The organism is Vibrio rotiferianus, assembly GCF_002214395.1.
GTDB lineage: Bacteria > Pseudomonadota > Gammaproteobacteria > Enterobacterales > Vibrionaceae > Vibrio > Vibrio rotiferianus.
In genome coordinates this window covers 2,530,788-2,545,834 of sequence record NZ_CP018312.1, presented here as the reverse complement: position 1 = coordinate 2,545,834, position 15,047 = coordinate 2,530,788, and the positions used below count along the sequence as shown (strand labels likewise).

Sequence of the window (15,047 nt, the reverse complement as noted above, 5' to 3'; positions counted from 1 at the left end):
GTTTATGGTGGTAAATTCCATTTTCTTTGTTTTTGAATAGAACTAATTCGCACGACTCTCTGATTGCTTAGCTTCGTGTCTGTCAGTTGGTTATGGAAGTGGCTTCGCAGACAATATTAATAGGTGGGCTGAGTGGCTTGTTGCCCGTCGAAGAGTAAATCAAGGACAAGACCATGACGATGATTTGTGCAAAAGAATTTGCGGGATGGCTGAGACACAGATTTAGCGGTGAAGATACGGGTGTTTCTATTTCGAGAGATGATATCAATCATCTTACTGGTAGGCAGCGTTTGGACCCTGGGTTTGTTAGTGATGTTCATTATGAATTAATGCAGTATGGAATGGCATTCGTTACTGACACTAGCAGGGAGAATTTTTATTTAGTGCCTGTTTCAAATACTTCAGACTGGCGTTCTCGCTTGGAGTATAACTTTGAGAAAGAGATGTTTTGCAATATTTACCCTATCGAGAAGTCGGGTTAAAAAAAGGTTCAACTTTGACTGCAAAGTTGAACCCCTTTTGATTACGCTAACCCTTGAATAATCACGAACTTCTCAAGCAGTTGCTCTTCAGTTTCAACATGATTAGGGTCGGTAATAATGCATTTTGTAATAGGACACACTGACTGACATGTTGGCTTTTCGTAGTGACCCTTGCACTCTGTACAAAGAGCAGGGTCAATCTCGAAAATGCTGTCACCCATAGTAATAGCACCGTTAGGGCATTCTGGGTCACACATGTCACAGTTGATGCACTTATCGGTAATAAGTAGTGCCATGATCACTTACCAGTTGGGTTACGGGTATCCTGACCTGCATTTAAGTTACGCATCAACAGACCGTATTCCAGATCCATATCTTCAGGTACTGGGATAAATACAAAGTGGCCATTACCTTTTGCGTCTTCAATTGATTCAGACTTACGGTTTTCCATCGCTTCTAACGTGAAGATTACGTTGCCTTTTGGCGTCATTAGCTCAAGGCTGTCACCGACGATGAATTTGTTCTTAACTTCAACTTCCGCCATGTCACCACGACGTTTGCCAGTGAATTCACCAACGAATTGCTGAGCATCAGATACAGAGTAACCGTAATCGTAGTTTTGGTAGCTGTCGTGAGTGTGACGACGTAGGAAGCCTTCTGTGTAACCGCGGTGAGCTAGGCTTTCTAGCGTACCCATTAGGCTCTCATCAAATGGTTTGCCTGCAACAGCGTCATCAATCGCCTTACGGTAAACTTGAGCGGTACGAGCACAGTAGTAGAAAGACTTGGTACGGCCTTCGATCTTCAATGAGTGAACACCCATCTTAGTTAGACGTTCTACGTGCTGGATAGCGCGTAGGTCTTTCGAGTTCATGATGTAAGTACCATGCTCATCTTCAAATGCCGCCATTTTTTCTTCTGGACGGTGACTTTCAGAAAGCAATACCACTTCGTCAGTTGGTATGCCGCGACCGATAGTGGTTTCAGGACGTTCGTCAGCGACTTCGATTGCTTGAGCTTCGTTTGGATCGAATGCTTCAACAATTTGACCTGCGTCGTTTTCTTTGCCTTCTTCGACTTTATATTCCCAACGGCATGCGTTAGTGCAAGTACCTTGGTTAGGGTCACGCTTGTTGATGTAACCAGACAGTAGGCAGCGACCAGAGTAAGCCATGCATAGAGCACCGTGAACGAAAACTTCTAGTTCAGTTTCAGGACAGTGCTCGCGAATTTCTTCGATTTCTTCTAGAGAAAGCTCACGAGAAACGATCACACGCTCAACACCGTTAGCAGCCCAGAATTTCACGGTTGCCCAGTTTACTGCGTTCGCCTGTACAGACAGGTGGATTGGCATTTCTGGGAACGCTTCGCGAACCATCATGATAAGACCTGGATCAGACATGATAAGTGCGTCTGGGCCCATTTCTACCACTGGCTTAAGGTCGCGGATGAAAGTCTTAAGCTTAGAGTTGTGCGGTTGGATGTTACATACCACGTAAAGCTTTTTGCCTAGGGCATGCGCTTCGTTGATACCGATTTGTAGGTTTTCGTGGTTGAACTCGTTGTTACGTACGCGAAGGCTGTAGCGAGGTTGGCCAGCGTATACTGCATCTGCGCCGTAGGCGAATGCGTAACGCATGTTTTTAAGGCTGCCTGCAGGAGACAGTAGCTCTGGTACGAATGCTTTCTCTGTTGTCATTGCTCAATTCTCTTAGTATCTGATCACAAGTCAGGCCAAATCCACCTCATGGAAATGGGGCGCAAATTTTACGTCAAAATGTGACCTGTGACTAGGAGAATTATGGTTTGGATAAACAAACGCCCTCAAAAAAAGTGAGGGCGTTATGATTAATCTTTGTACAAAATTAGGCGTTAGGGTTTGGCAGACCGCCCAATGCTTCGTATAGATTTGGTAGGAAAGCGCTGAACTCGCCACACATTAGAGAGAAGTCTGCGTCGAAGCGAGCAGCCTGATCTTCGCGTGGGATGTCATCGTTTTGATCTTTTAGTTCATCAGAGAACTTCAGACGTTTGATGCCAGAATCTTCTGCCATGATGAATTCGATACGATCTTGCCAGTTCAGTGCTAGCTTAGTTACCACTTTGTCTGCAGCGATGTGGTTGCGGATTTCATCGGTTGTCAGTTCTTGCTTCTTACAACGAATCACACCACCTTCCTCTAGCACAGACTTAAGCTCTGCTTCGTCCATCATTGTGATGCCTTGTGGTGTATCACCAGTTTTTACCCACTCAGTCAGAGTCGTTTCGATCGCAACTTCTGGGATTGCTGGTACAACAGGTAGGCTACCCATTGTCTTACGTAATAGTGCTAATACGTCTTCTGCTTTTTTGTAGCTGCTTGCATCAACAAGGATGAAACCTTCTTTTGGCATGATCAGTACGTAAGTGTGGCTGCTACGGCTAAATGCACGAGGCAGCAGATCCATGACGATGTCATCTTTCAGATTGTCTTTCTCTTTCTTTTTAAGAGGACGACCTTCTTGTGCTTCCATTGCTTCTACTTTCGCGTTTAGTGAATCTTTGATCACTGAAGCTGGCAGCATTTTCTCTTCTTTCTTAGCGCAAATCAGAATGCGGTTTTCAGAAACGTGCGTCATCATGTCGCCATTTCTACCCATCGCGCTAACCCAGCCAAACTTTTGCTTATCTTGGCTGCCACAAGGGGTGAATCGGAACTCGGCAAGTTGAGTTTCCAGTTGATCGGCGTTGAAGTTAACCTCGCGGTTAACACGGTATACCAGACAGTTTTTAAACCACATAAATCTTCTCTAGGCTTGATGACAAGAGACTAATCATAGGGAATTTTGCCGGCGTTGTCCTAATAGAATTGAAAAAGATCATGATGAATCTCAAAAGAAACTTATATGAAAATTTGTTTTCAAAGGTCACAAAAGTGTCATAATTGGTGGTAATAATGCTTATGCATAGAGGGGCGCTTTGTCCTTGAAATTCATTAGCTCAACTCACATAAGGTTATTCAATTATGTCTAGAAGGATTCTGGTTGTTGAAGACGAAGCTCCGATTCGCGAAATGCTCTGCTTCGTGCTTGAACAGAAAGGTTACCAAGCAGTAGAAGCAGAAGATTACGATACTGCGGTAACCAAACTGGCTGAACCCTTCCCAGATTTAGTGTTACTAGACTGGATGCTACCAGGCGGTAGCGGTATCAATTTCATCAAACACATGAAGCGTGAAGAGTTAACTCGTAACATTCCTGTAGTGATGCTCACCGCGCGTGGTGAAGAAGAAGATAAGGTTCGCGGCTTAGAAGTCGGCGCTGATGACTACATCACTAAACCTTTCTCACCAAAAGAGCTGGTTGCTCGTCTTAAAGCGGTAATTCGCCGCGTGACACCGACAGCGCTTGAAGATGTGATTGATGTTCAAGGTCTGAAATTAGATCCTGTTTCTCACCGGGTTACCGCAAATGATGAAGCAGTAGATATGGGACCAACAGAGTTCAAAATGCTGCACTTCTTTATGACCCATCAAGAGCGTGTATACAGCCGTGAACAACTGCTAAACAACGTTTGGGGTACTAATGTTTATGTAGAAGATCGTACCGTTGATGTGCATATCCGTCGTCTACGTAAAGCACTTGAAATGGCGGGCCATGACAAGTTGATTCAAACCGTTCGTGGTGCAGGTTACCGTTTCTCGACAAAGGCATAACATCGTTAGCAGCTTATCAATACCATTTATGGAGTAATGAGTGGTTGAAAGATTGACTTGGAAAAAGCTGGCCTGGGAGCTGGCTTTTTTTTACACCCCGTGGGTGATCATAGGTTGGATATTCGGTTATATGCCGTGGTTGCTTTTGGCTGCCACGGCTTTGCAGCTTGTATGGCATTTACATAATCAGGTGCGTTTGTCGGCTTGGTTGTGGGATGAAAAACGTCTGACACCACCGTCTGGCAGTGGCAACTGGGAATCGTTGTTTAACGGTTTGTACCGCTTGCAGCAACGTCAGCGTCGCAAACGCAAAGAGCTCACCAACTTAATTCGCCGTTTCCGCAATGGTGCTGAATCACTGCCGGATGCGGTGGTGGTCTTTCGTGCTGAAGGCAATATCGTGTGGTGTAACAAGCTTGCACAGCACCTTTTGGGTTTCCACTGGCCGGAAGATTCTGGACAACCTATTTCTAACCTAATTCGTACTCCTGATTTTATTAAGTACATCAACAAGCAAGACTTCTCTGAGCCGCTAGAAATGCGTTCGCCATTGAACGTCGAACGTATGTTAGAGCTGCGTATCGTGCCTTACACCGAAGGTGAACACCTGATGGTGGTGCGTGATGTGAGCCAACTTAAACAGCTTGAAGGTATGCGTCGTAACTTCTTCGCTAACGTATCTCATGAACTTCGTACACCGATGACGGTACTGCAAGGCTATCTTGAGATGACGGAAGATCCAGACATGATTGTTGGACCAATGTGGACCAAAGCTCATGGTGTGATGACAGAGCAGCTCAATCGCATGAACAGCTTGGTTAATCAGCTTCTGACGCTTTCTAAAATTGAAGCGGCACCAATGCATGAACTGGAAGATGTGGTCAATGTACCTAGCATGTTAGAAGTGCTAGAGAAGGAGGCCGTAAGCTTAAGTGGCGATGATCAGCATCAGTTGAAGTTCGATGTTGATTCTACTCTGCGTGTGCTCGGTGATGATGACCAACTGCGTAGTGCGATTTCTAACTTGGTGTATAACGCGGTGAAATACACACCTCCGGGGGCACATATTAACGTTCGTTGGTATCAAACTGCCCAAGGCGCTTGCCTAGAAGTAGAAGACAGCGGTGATGGTATTGAGCCACAACACTTGCATCGATTGACCGAACGTTTCTATCGCGTGGATAAAGCTCGTTCACGAGATACTGGGGGCAGCGGTCTAGGTTTAGCCATCGTGAAGCACGCGTTGAGCCACCATGATTCTCATCTCGAAATCCACAGTGAAGTTGGCGTTGGCAGTAAGTTCTCTTTCGTTCTACCAAGTCGTTTGGTGGTGAAGTAATGAACGTCGTATCCAAAGTAATCAAGAAAGTTACTCTAGCCACACTGGTACTCTCCAGCGTGGCTTTTGCACAAGATGAACCGTTGCCGAATTATCAAAAGACAACTGGCATAGCCGGTAACTTATTGTCTGTCGGCTCAGATACGTTAGCGGGTATGACCACGCTTTGGGTGGAAGAATTTAAATCTATCTACCCGAACATTAATGCTCAGGTACAAGCTTCTGGCTCATCTACTGCGCCACCGGCGTTAACAGAGCAAACTGCGCAATTCGGGCCAATGAGTCGCTCAATGCGTATGCGAGAGATCGAAGCATTTGAGCGGGTGCATGGTTACAAGCCAACGGCTCTTCGCGTTGCGATTGATGCTATTGGTATTTTTGTGCACCAAGATAATCCAATCAAAGGACTTAACTTCCATCAGCTGGACGCGATGTTTTCCGCGACATTGCGCTGCGGTGAAAGTGAGTTCATCACTAACTGGCGTGAGTTAGGCATCAAAGCTGAATGGGCAAAGCGTAACTTGCAGTTGTTTGGGCGTAACTCGGTATCGGGTACCTACGGTTACTTTAAAAGTAACGCCTTGTGTGGCGGTGATTTCAAAACTCGTGTGAATGAACAGCCGGGATCAGCATCAGTGGTGCAGTCTGTCGCATCAACGATTAGCGGTGTTGGTTACTCCGGTGTGGGTTATCGAGTTGCTGGGGTTCGTTTAGTTCCTATTGCGAAAACAGGCACAGATTACGTTAGCCCAGTGCGTGAAAATATTATCTCAGGTAAGTACCCACTATCGCGTTATCTCTATGTATACGTGAATAAACATCCTGATTATCCGTTAAGCCCAATTGAATCTGAGTTCATTCGTTTTATGTTCTCTGCCCAAGGGCAAGCACTGGTCGCGAAAGACGGTTATGTTCCGATTACTGCCGATTTTGCTGCAAAGGAACTAAAAAAGGTCGGTTTGTAAGCCGACCTTTTTTGTTTCATTGAATTTGCAGTTAGAAGCTCAATACCCATCCTGCGCTTTCCCAGCGTTGCTGTTCTTCCTGCAAATCGGCATCGAGCAGTTTGTTATTCTCCAGCCAATCTTGTTCAGTGCAGGTAAGTACCCACTTATTTTTTTGTATCGACAGCGTCAGCTCTGGCAGTGGATCGTCGTTGCGCTGACCGTTGACCACAATAGCTAGACGCAGAATCTTAATTAAGCTGATGATGTCACTCTCTTTGTAGAGATTGAACTCTGGGAGCTCACTCAGCTTAAGGGATTTACGTTGGAAGCGAGCTAAGGTCGCCAATACCAATTGCTGCTCGCGGTTAAAGCCCGGTAAGTTGGAGTGCAGAAGAATGTAGAATGAGTGACGATGGAAGCCGCGCAGACTGATGCTCAAGCCAACTTCATGCAGTAAAGCCGCCCATTCCAGTAAATCAAACAACTCACTCTTTTTCTTGATACCAAGTTCAGCACGAACATTGCTCAACATCTCCCTTGCATGACCTTTTACGCGTGCCGCGTGTTCAATATCAACGCGATGTTGTTTAGCTAGGTTCTCTGTGGTGCGCATACGAATATCAGAACGAGCGAAGCGCTCTTCCATCTCGTAGAGCAAGCCCTCACGTAACGCACCATCCGAGAAGAACATCTGGTTGATTTTTAGTGATTGGAAGATGGCAGATAAAATGGCTACACCTGCGGCAAAGACTGGCTTACGCTCGTCACTAAGACCAACAAGCTCGATATCATCAATGGAATCAAACTCGCATAGCGTGTCGATAAGCTTGCCTAAACGCTTATTGGTGACAAGCCCATCTTCATAACCTAAACCAATCAAGACTTCGCGTATTGCTTTGATAGTACCGGAAGATCCAAGAGCAATATCCCAGCCTTTCTTACGGTATTTTGAGGCAATGGATTCCATGCGTTGTTCTGCGGCGAGAATCGCTTTGCTGAAGTTCTTACTCGACAGTTTGCCATTGTTGAAGAACTGCTCGGTAAAGCTCACGCAACCCATTTTCTTACTGTTGAGAAGTTCAGGTTCGAATTCTTGACCGATGATCATCTCGGTACTTCCGCCGCCGATGTCGACGACCAACTTTGAGTTAGATTCTGCTTGAGTGTGCGCGACGCCAAGATAGATGAGGCGAGCTTCTTCTTCGCCCGGGATGATCTCAATTGGAAAAGGCAGCACCTCTTTGGCTCGTTTAATAAAGAGGTGGGCGTTGTTAGCGCGCCTTAAGGTGTGGGTGGCTGCAATTCTTACGTTTGAAGCTTCAAAGCCTTGTAAGCGTTCGGCGAACATTGCGAGGCACTCAAGGCCTCGCTCCATCGCGGCATGGCTGAGATTTAACTCTGAATCGAGTCCGGCAGCTAAGCGGACGCGTTGTTTATGACGGCTGACTAATTGCAGATCACTTCCCACAACTTTCGCCACTACCATATGGAAGCTGTTCGACCCGAGGTCAATTGCGGCAATATGGCGTACATCTTGTTCAAGTATTTGAGGCATCTGATTTTTGTTTTCTTATTTGCTTTTCTATATGTTTAAGATAGTCGTAGATAGCAACTTGTGAGCGAACTTTTTTACGATTACCTCGTGGTACATAGCTATTGCTCATCTCTTTATCGATTAAGCGAGCCTTTACCGTATCGGTAAAGTGAATGTTAGTGATATCAATAATTCTTTGTTTCAAACGAGGATCGCGGATTGGTACAGCAACCTCAATGCGGTGGTCGATGTTGCGAGTCATCCAGTCAGCTGACGAGATATAAACTTGTGGATCACCACTATTGTGGGTGATGATCACGCGAGGGTGCTCTAAGAAACGGTCAACAATACTGATAATACGAATGTTTTCACTCACCCCTTCAATACCCGGTACGAGTGAACACATACCGCGGATTATCATATTGACTTTCACCCCCGCATTACTGGCTCCATAGAGCTTATTGATGATGCCTTTGTCGACCAAGTTATTGACTTTGATGGTCAAAATCGCTTTCTTTCCTGCTTTTGCATTCGCAATCTCACCATCGATTAGACGATATAGCTGTGTTCGAGAGTTACGTGGAGAAACAATCAAATGGTTAAACTTAACTGGGCGGTACGGGTTTTCGATATATCCGAACACATTACGTACCTCGTCGGTGATCTCCTGATCGGCGGTGAGTAAGGAAAAATCAGTGTAGATGCGTGCTGTCTTTTCATGGAAGTTCCCAGTGCCAATATGGGCATAGCGAATAATCTCGCCTTCTTCTCGACGACTTATCAAGAGTAATTTGGAGTGGATCTTAAGGCCGGGCGCACCAAAGACAACGTGCACACCTGCCTCGGTCAGTATCTTAGACCACTCGATGTTAGCTTCTTCATCGAAACGAGCTTGTAACTCCACAACAACCGTGACGCCCTTGCCATTGTGTACCGCATCGATCAACGAGTTCATTAAGCGTGAGTCTTTAGCGACGCGATAGATATTGATTTTTATACTGAGGACTTTTGGATCGAAAGAGGCTTGGCGAACTAATTCAGAAATATGATCGAAGGTGTGATAAGGGTAGTGCAGCAATATGTCTTTCGTTTTAATTGCTTCAAAGCTGTTTGCGTAACCTTCAAAGTCGGCACACTTCATTGGTGGCATTGGCTTGTTTTCTAAGTAGTCACGGCCAACGTTTGGAAAATCAATGAAGTCCTTGAAATTATGATAACGGCCACCAGGAATGAGGTTGTCATAGCTAGAGATTCCCAGTTTATTACATAAGAAGTTCAGCATTTTCTGTGGCATATCACGTTCATAAACAAACCGAACGGGTAGTGCAGTGAGGCGTTGATTTACCCCTTCAGACATTTGCTCAAGCAGGCTATATTCTATTTCAAAGCGTAAGTCATATTCAGCATCCCGAGTCATTTTCATCGCATAACCGTTGAGTTCATCATATTCAAAAAAGCCTTTAAATAGCTCATCGAGACAATAGCGGATTATGTTGTCGAGCAGGATGATCGTTTTACGTCGCTTGCCCTTTTTTTCAGGTAGCATGACGAAACGAGGTAAGTGATCGGTTGGGATTTCAATTAAAGCGTATTGAGATTGATCGCCGTTACGTAAGTCAACGGTAATGTATGCGTACTCGTCTTTGAGAAATTGCAAAACATCGATGTCATCTTTGATCAAAAGTGGTGTGATGTGCGGCATCACTTCTTTACGGAAGTACTTGGTGATCCAACGCTTTTGTGTATCATCAAGCTGATTTTCGTTTACTAAGAAAATACGGCGCCTAGCCATCTCCCTAATTAGTTCACTATATAGCTCATCAAACTGCTCGTTTAGCCTCAAAGCTTTGGTTTGCATCTTAGTTAACAAGTGCTTAGAGTTATCACTATCACCTCGATCTTGGCTAATTAAGATCCGACGTTTTACGTCTGCAAAGCGTACTTTATAAAACTCATCCAAGTTATTGGAAAAGATTCCAAGAAATCGAATTCGCTCAATGAGAGGAACGGTTTTATCTGCGGCTTCTTGTAGTACTCGCTCGTTGAAAGACAACCAACTAAGTTCTTTTTCTATATAGAGTTTTTCTGAGCTCATAACCTTACCTAGCCTAAAATAAAGTAGATCCGTACTCACCAGTGAGATACAAAATGATGAGTCTGAACATTGTGAGGTTTACGTTACAGTTTTATTTCATAATAAGATCTGTACAAGAGTTGTATTCTTTTCAGTTGTTTAATGTGATCTGTAATATAATTGTCATCTTAACGACATATTCTAGTACTAAGTAAAAAAGGGTAGAGAGATCAATGGCACAAGCCGAGTTTTCATTGCAGGAGAAAGATAAGAAACGATTGATTAAAGATCGTTTAGTCCGAATTGCAGTGACATCCGGTGGTGTAGGCGTCCTTGCTGCTCTTGTGTTGATCTTCGTTTATCTCGCGATGGTGATCATCCCTCTGTTTTCTGATGCAGAGATCGAAACCAATTATGCCGCTCGTGCAACCCAAAGCGGGAAGCCACTCGCAATTTCCGTTGATGATTACTCTCAAATCGGTTTGGTTTTAACCCAATCCGGTGAAGTTCGTTTTCTACCTCTTGATGATTCTAGCAAGCCTGCGCTTTACACTCAGCAGATAGCTAACAACCCAGTGGCGTTTTCTCAGTCTGCACCGGGACTGGGGTGGTATGGTTTAGTCGATGGCCAAGGTAAAGCACATATTTTCAAGCCGGAGTTTAACGCGACGCTGCGCGAAAACACTCGTCCACCGGAAGTGATACCTTTTAGTTCAAGCATGAACATGCAGCTGACAGATGCCAGCGACCCGGTGACAAAGTTTGTTTTTAGTACATCCCCACAATTCCCAACTCTAGTATGGCAGACTCAGAGCGGAGTGCTTAAAGCTCGTTGGCAAGAGCCCCAAGTACTAGATGCGCTACCCATAACGGTTAATTACACCTTTTCTTCCGGTTTTGACTCGCCAGACCAAATGCTGTTAACACCTGATGGGCAAAACTTGTACTTGCGTAATGGCTCTGAGTTAATCGTACTTGTGAAAGATGAAAGTAAGTTCTCGGTACGTGAAGTGATCGACCTAACGCAAGGTGATACAAAGCATTCAGTGAGAACGATGGATTTGCTAGCTGGGGCGTATTCTCTGCTCGTTACGCATACCGATGGTCGTGTATCGCAATGGTTTGATACGTTGCAGGGCGACAAACGTACTTTGACTCACATTCGTGATTTTAAGTTGGCGTCTGAGCTGAAGTATTTACTTCCCGATTCACACCGCAAAGGTTTCTACAGCTTTTACACCAACGGTACGTTGCAAAGCCATTACACCACCAGTGAGAAATTGGTGTTGTTTAAGCGAGCCTACACACAAGCGCCAGCGATGGCGGGGATGTCGAATAACGAGCGCTATCTGATTACATGGCAAAACGGCGAATTGAATGTCGCGTTCGTTGATAACCCGTACCCCGAAGTCTCTCTGTCCTCCTTGTGGCAAAAGGTTTGGTATGAAGGTTACCCTGAGCCAGAATTCGTTTGGCAATCTACCTCTGCCAGTGATGACTTTGAAGCGAAATTCAGCTTAGTGCCAATTGCGTTTGGCACTATCAAAGCGGCGATGTTCGCGATGCTATTTTCAGTACCACTGGCTGTGCTTGGCGCAATTTATACCGCTTACTTTATGTCGCCACGTATGCGTCGAGTGGTGAAGCCATCAATCGAGTTAATGGAAGCTTTGCCTACGGTTATTATTGGTTTCCTTGCCGGGCTCTGGTTCGCGCCGATTGTGGAAGACCATCTGATTACCGTTGTGGTGATGTTGTTTGTTTTGCCGCTGAGCACTATGGTGATGGGCGGTCTATGGGCACTGATCCCACAGCCGATACGTAACCGCCTTCCTAATGGGTGGCATGCCTTAGTATTGATGCCTTTGCTTCTGTTGTTGATCGGGCTGGGTGTGTGGGTGTCGCCAATGCTTGAGCAAGCCTTCTTTGGCGGTGACATGCGTTTGTTCTTGACTGACCATGGTATTGGCTTTGACCAACGTAACGCGCTGGTAGTTGGTTTGGCGATGGGATTTGCGGTTATACCAACGATTTTCACCATTGCCGAAGATGCGATTTTCTCTGTACCTAAGCACTTATCGGATGGTTCATTAGCACTCGGCGCGACGCCATGGCAAACCCTGATTTATGTGGTCCTGCTGACAGCCAGTCCGGGTATCTTCTCGGCAATCATGATGGGACTTGGTCGTGCTGTGGGTGAAACCATGATTGTATTAATGGCGACGGGTAATACGCCATTAATGGATTGGAACGTGCTAGAAGGCTTGCGCAGCTTGTCGGCTACCATTGCGGTTGAATTGCCAGAGTCGGAAGTGGGCAGTTCTCATTACCGATTGTTGTTCCTATCGGCATTAATTTTGTTTGTCTTCACCTTTGCGGTGAACGCCTTGGCAGAATGGGTTCGTCAAAGACTAAGAGATAAATATCGTGCGTTGTAATCAGTTAACGGAAGAGCGAGTAATAGCGTGTTAAATTGGATTCGTTCTGGCGCACCTTGGATTTGGTTAACCGGGGGAGCAGTGAGTATCAGTTTGCTTTCTGTCCTCGGTTTATTGCTATTGATTGGCTGGAAGGGGCTTACTTACTTCTGGCCTGCGCCACTTTATCAATGGAACGTTGCTGCGCTGACTCCGGTGCAGGGCGAAGTGCTGCATGAAAACTCGATTCTGGTTGGCCAGGTTTACGAGCGCAGTTTCGTACCAAGAAGTTACCTACCAAAAGAAGCGGCAAATAAACTCGCGGATGACGAAGAATTTGCGACACGTTTGAACATCAAAATTGCCAACCGCGAATTGTACCCAGCTGACTTTATCTCGGTACTGAAAATGCAGTTGGATGAGCCGACGACGCCGGGCGAATGGGCAGTGATTGAGCGCAGCAGTGGTGGCTACTTTTTCGGTAAGTTTGTTGCCTTCCAAGATGGTAACACGCGCTACGAAAACAACATTCAAACGCTTTTGGATCAGAAGCTTGATGATGCAGAAACCTTGCATCACGAAATCGACATGCTGGTGGATGATCAAGTAAAAGACTTGGGTTGGAAGCTAGAACAGCTTCGCTTAGACAAGCGCAAGCACGAGCTTAATGACACTATCACCGAAGAGTTTTTGGCAAACAACAGCCAACGCAAAGCAGAAATTGAAGCTGAGTTAGCCAAGCTAGACATGCAGCTTGATGGATTGCGTTTGGGCTTCTCCGATTATGCGCTCATTGTCGAAGACATGACCGGGACTCAAGTTTCGATTCCGTTAGAAGACATTTTGGACTACTGGTATCCCAACCAAATGTCACTGCCTGAAAAGGTGGCTCATTGGGGGAAACAGGTTTGGAAGTTCCTCTCAGAAGACCCACGCGAATCGAATTCTGAAGGTGGTGTTTTCCCAGCGATTTTCGGTACAGTTTTCTTGGTTATCATTATGTCGATCATCGTGATGCCATTGGGGGTGGTGGCAGCGATCTATTTGCATGAGTACGCTAAGAACAATGCGCTTACTCGAGTCATTCGCATTGCGGTTATTAACCTTGCTGGTGTTCCTTCGATTGTTTACGGTGTATTTGGTTTGGGCTTCTTTGTTTACACTATTGGTGCCTCGATCGATAACCTGTTTTACGCTGAAAGATTACCTGCTCCAACCTTTGGTACGCCGGGCTTGTTGTGGTCAGCATTGACGTTAGCTGTATTGACGTTACCGGTGGTGATTGTCACCACGGAAGAAGGTTTAACCCGTATTCCAAGCTCTGTTCGTCATGGTTCGCTAGCCTTAGGCGCAACGCAGTTTGAAACACTGTGGCGTGTGGTTTTGCCTATGGCAACCCCTGCGATCATCACTGGTTTGATTCTAGCGATTGCTCGTGCTGCGGGTGAGGTTGCACCCTTGATGCTAGTGGGAGTTGTGAAGCTGGCTTCTAGCTTGCCAGTGGATGGGCAATTCCCTTACGTGCATTTGGACAGAAAGTTCATGCACCTAGGCTTCCACATCTACGATGTCGGATTCCAGACGTCAAATATTGAAGCCGCGCGTCCGCTGGTTTACGCGACTTCCTTCTTACTCGTGACCGTGATTGTGGGACTAAACTTAACAGCAATCAGTATTCGTAATAACCTGCGTGAGAAATACCGAACTTTAGGACAAGATTAAGCATGTTTAACTTTGATAATACATTGGGTTATGAGCCGCCCTTGGATGTTCATAATCTAACGGATGAACAAACGGCTATCTCTATCGAGAACCTTAATCTTTTCTATGGTCAGGCTCAGGCGCTGCACGATATTTCCATGCGCATTCCTAAAGGGCGTGTAACGGCATTCATTGGCCCATCAGGCTGTGGTAAATCAACACTATTACGTTGCATTAACCGTATGAACGACTTAGTGGAAGGCTGCAAGGTGACGGGTAAAGTTCGTTTGCACGGTAAGAATGTCTATAACCCAAGTGTTGACGTGGCAACATTGCGTCGCCGTGTCGGTATGGTATTCCAACGCCCTAATCCATTTCCTAAATCAATTTATGAGAATGTGGTTTACGGCCTCCGTCTGCAGGGCGTTAAGACTCGCCGAACTTTGGATGATGCGGTCGAGCGCTCGTTGCGGTCTGCGGCATTGTGGGATGAAGTTAAAGACCGTTTACATGAGAACGCATTTGGACTTTCTGGTGGACAACAGCAGCGCTTGGTTATTGCACGTGCCGTCGCGATTGAGCCAGAAGTACTATTATTAGATGAGCCGACATCAGCATTGGATCCAATATCAACTTTAACTATTGAAGAGCTTATCAATGAGCTCAAGACTCAATATACTGTGGTTATCGTTACCCATAACATGCAGCAGGCGGCGCGCGTAAGCGACCATACTGCGTTTATTCATATGGGTAAGTTGATTGAATACTCGGATGCGGATTCGATCTTCACCTCTCCAATGAAGAAACAAACCGAAGATTACATCACCGGTCGTTACGGTTAAGCCGCGACCTTTCAAGG

At 45.7% G+C, this 15,047-nt stretch carries 12 protein-coding genes; 7 read left to right on the top strand and 5 right to left on the bottom strand.

Translation table 11 applies throughout. From position 1 onward, the window contains the following. The first annotated feature begins 173 nt into the window (after nucleotides 1–173). A complete protein-coding gene (locus BSZ04_RS20915) occupies nucleotides 174–482 on the top strand; it encodes a hypothetical protein (protein WP_010446088.1) in 309 nt (102 codons plus the stop codon). Between the two features lie 41 nt (nucleotides 483–523). On the opposite strand, the gene BSZ04_RS20910 is transcribed toward BSZ04_RS20915, so the two are convergent. From BSZ04_RS20910 to rdgC, 3 genes are all read right to left on the bottom strand, one after another. Continuing rightward, on the bottom strand, nucleotides 524–778 hold the full coding sequence (locus BSZ04_RS20910) for a YfhL family 4Fe-4S dicluster ferredoxin (protein ID WP_005445273.1): 255 nt from the start codon (nucleotides 776–778) through the stop codon (nucleotides 524–526). Between the two features lie 2 nt (nucleotides 779–780). Continuing rightward, nucleotides 781–2,181 carry a prephenate-dependent tRNA uridine(34) hydroxylase TrhP gene (trhP, locus tag BSZ04_RS20905; RefSeq protein ID WP_088881298.1) on the bottom strand — a complete coding sequence of 467 codons (1,401 nt, stop codon included), beginning with the start codon at nucleotides 2,179–2,181 and terminating at the stop codon, nucleotides 781–783. Between the two features lie 166 nt (nucleotides 2,182–2,347). Beyond that, nucleotides 2,348–3,262 (bottom strand): recombination-associated protein RdgC, encoded by a 915-nt coding sequence (gene rdgC, locus BSZ04_RS20900; RefSeq protein WP_005445276.1) that lies wholly within the window; start codon nucleotides 3,260–3,262, stop codon nucleotides 2,348–2,350. A 224-nt stretch (nucleotides 3,263–3,486) separates the two neighbouring features. Between rdgC and phoB the strand changes: the two genes are divergently transcribed. Genes phoB through BSZ04_RS20880 form a run of 3 tightly spaced genes read left to right on the top strand, consistent with a single transcriptional unit; the run spans nucleotide 3,487 to nucleotide 6,480 of the window. Further along, nucleotides 3,487–4,176, top strand: coding sequence for a phosphate regulon transcriptional regulator PhoB (gene phoB / locus BSZ04_RS20890; protein ID WP_010446098.1), 690 nt, complete (start codon nucleotides 3,487–3,489; stop codon nucleotides 4,174–4,176). 40 nt (nucleotides 4,177–4,216) lie between these two features. Continuing rightward, nucleotides 4,217–5,515 carry a phosphate regulon sensor histidine kinase PhoR gene (gene phoR / locus BSZ04_RS20885; protein WP_088881297.1) on the top strand — a complete coding sequence of 433 codons (1,299 nt, stop codon included), beginning with the start codon at nucleotides 4,217–4,219 and terminating at the stop codon, nucleotides 5,513–5,515. Next, entirely contained in the window at nucleotides 5,515–6,480 is a 966-nt protein-coding gene (locus tag BSZ04_RS20880) for a PstS family phosphate ABC transporter substrate-binding protein (RefSeq protein ID WP_088881296.1), read from the top strand. The genes phoR and BSZ04_RS20880 overlap by 1 nt, the downstream gene beginning before the upstream one ends. Nucleotides 6,481–6,511: 31 nt before the next feature. Here BSZ04_RS20880 and ppx read toward each other — a convergent pair whose 3' ends face one another. Together ppx and ppk1 are read right to left on the bottom strand one after the other, a co-directional pair. Continuing rightward, nucleotides 6,512–8,017: an exopolyphosphatase gene (ppx, locus tag BSZ04_RS20875; protein WP_088881295.1), complete on the bottom strand. Its 1,506-nt coding sequence runs from the start codon at nucleotides 8,015–8,017 to the stop codon at nucleotides 6,512–6,514. Continuing rightward, nucleotides 8,001–10,091, bottom strand: a complete 2,091-nt coding sequence (gene ppk1, locus BSZ04_RS20870) for a polyphosphate kinase 1 (RefSeq protein ID WP_088881294.1) — start codon at nucleotides 10,089–10,091, stop codon at nucleotides 8,001–8,003. The genes ppx and ppk1 overlap by 17 nt, the downstream gene beginning before the upstream one ends. A 212-nt stretch (nucleotides 10,092–10,303) precedes the next feature. Between ppk1 and BSZ04_RS20865 the strand changes: the two genes are divergently transcribed. Genes BSZ04_RS20865 through pstB form a run of 3 tightly spaced genes read left to right on the top strand, consistent with a single transcriptional unit; the run spans nucleotide 10,304 to nucleotide 15,030 of the window. Continuing rightward, a complete protein-coding gene (locus BSZ04_RS20865) occupies nucleotides 10,304–12,508 on the top strand; it encodes an ABC transporter permease subunit (protein WP_088881293.1) in 2,205 nt (734 codons plus the stop codon). Nucleotides 12,509–12,535: 27 nt separating this feature from the next. Continuing rightward, nucleotides 12,536–14,209, top strand: coding sequence for a phosphate ABC transporter permease PstA (gene pstA / locus BSZ04_RS20860; RefSeq protein ID WP_038885639.1), 1,674 nt, complete (start codon nucleotides 12,536–12,538; stop codon nucleotides 14,207–14,209). A gap of 2 nt (nucleotides 14,210–14,211) precedes the next feature. Beyond that, nucleotides 14,212–15,030: a phosphate ABC transporter ATP-binding protein PstB gene (pstB, locus tag BSZ04_RS20855; RefSeq protein WP_010446113.1), complete on the top strand. Its 819-nt coding sequence runs from the start codon at nucleotides 14,212–14,214 to the stop codon at nucleotides 15,028–15,030. Nucleotides 15,031–15,047 lie beyond the last annotated feature (17 nt).

Excerpts from the sequence above, each read along its gene's own strand:
- rdgC (WP_005445276.1), bottom strand. The coding sequence starts at position 3,262 with ATGTGGTTTAAAAACTGTCTGGTATACCGTGTTAACCGCGAGGTTAAC.
- BSZ04_RS20880 (WP_088881296.1), top strand. The coding sequence starts at position 5,515 with ATGAACGTCGTATCCAAAGTAATCAAGAAAGTTACTCTAGCCACACTG.
- BSZ04_RS20915 (WP_010446088.1), top strand. The coding sequence starts at position 174 with ATGACGATGATTTGTGCAAAAGAATTTGCGGGATGGCTGAGACACAGA.
- pstB (WP_010446113.1), top strand. The coding sequence starts at position 14,212 with ATGTTTAACTTTGATAATACATTGGGTTATGAGCCGCCCTTGGATGTT.
- ppk1 (WP_088881294.1), bottom strand. The coding sequence starts at position 10,091 with ATGAGCTCAGAAAAACTCTATATAGAAAAAGAACTTAGTTGGTTGTCT.
- BSZ04_RS20865 (WP_088881293.1), top strand. The coding sequence starts at position 10,304 with ATGGCACAAGCCGAGTTTTCATTGCAGGAGAAAGATAAGAAACGATTG.
- ppx (WP_088881295.1), bottom strand. The coding sequence starts at position 8,017 with ATGCCTCAAATACTTGAACAAGATGTACGCCATATTGCCGCAATTGAC.
- trhP (WP_088881298.1), bottom strand. The coding sequence starts at position 2,181 with ATGACAACAGAGAAAGCATTCGTACCAGAGCTACTGTCTCCTGCAGGC.
- BSZ04_RS20910 (WP_005445273.1), bottom strand. The coding sequence starts at position 778 with ATGGCACTACTTATTACCGATAAGTGCATCAACTGTGACATGTGTGAC.
- phoB (WP_010446098.1), top strand. The coding sequence starts at position 3,487 with ATGTCTAGAAGGATTCTGGTTGTTGAAGACGAAGCTCCGATTCGCGAA.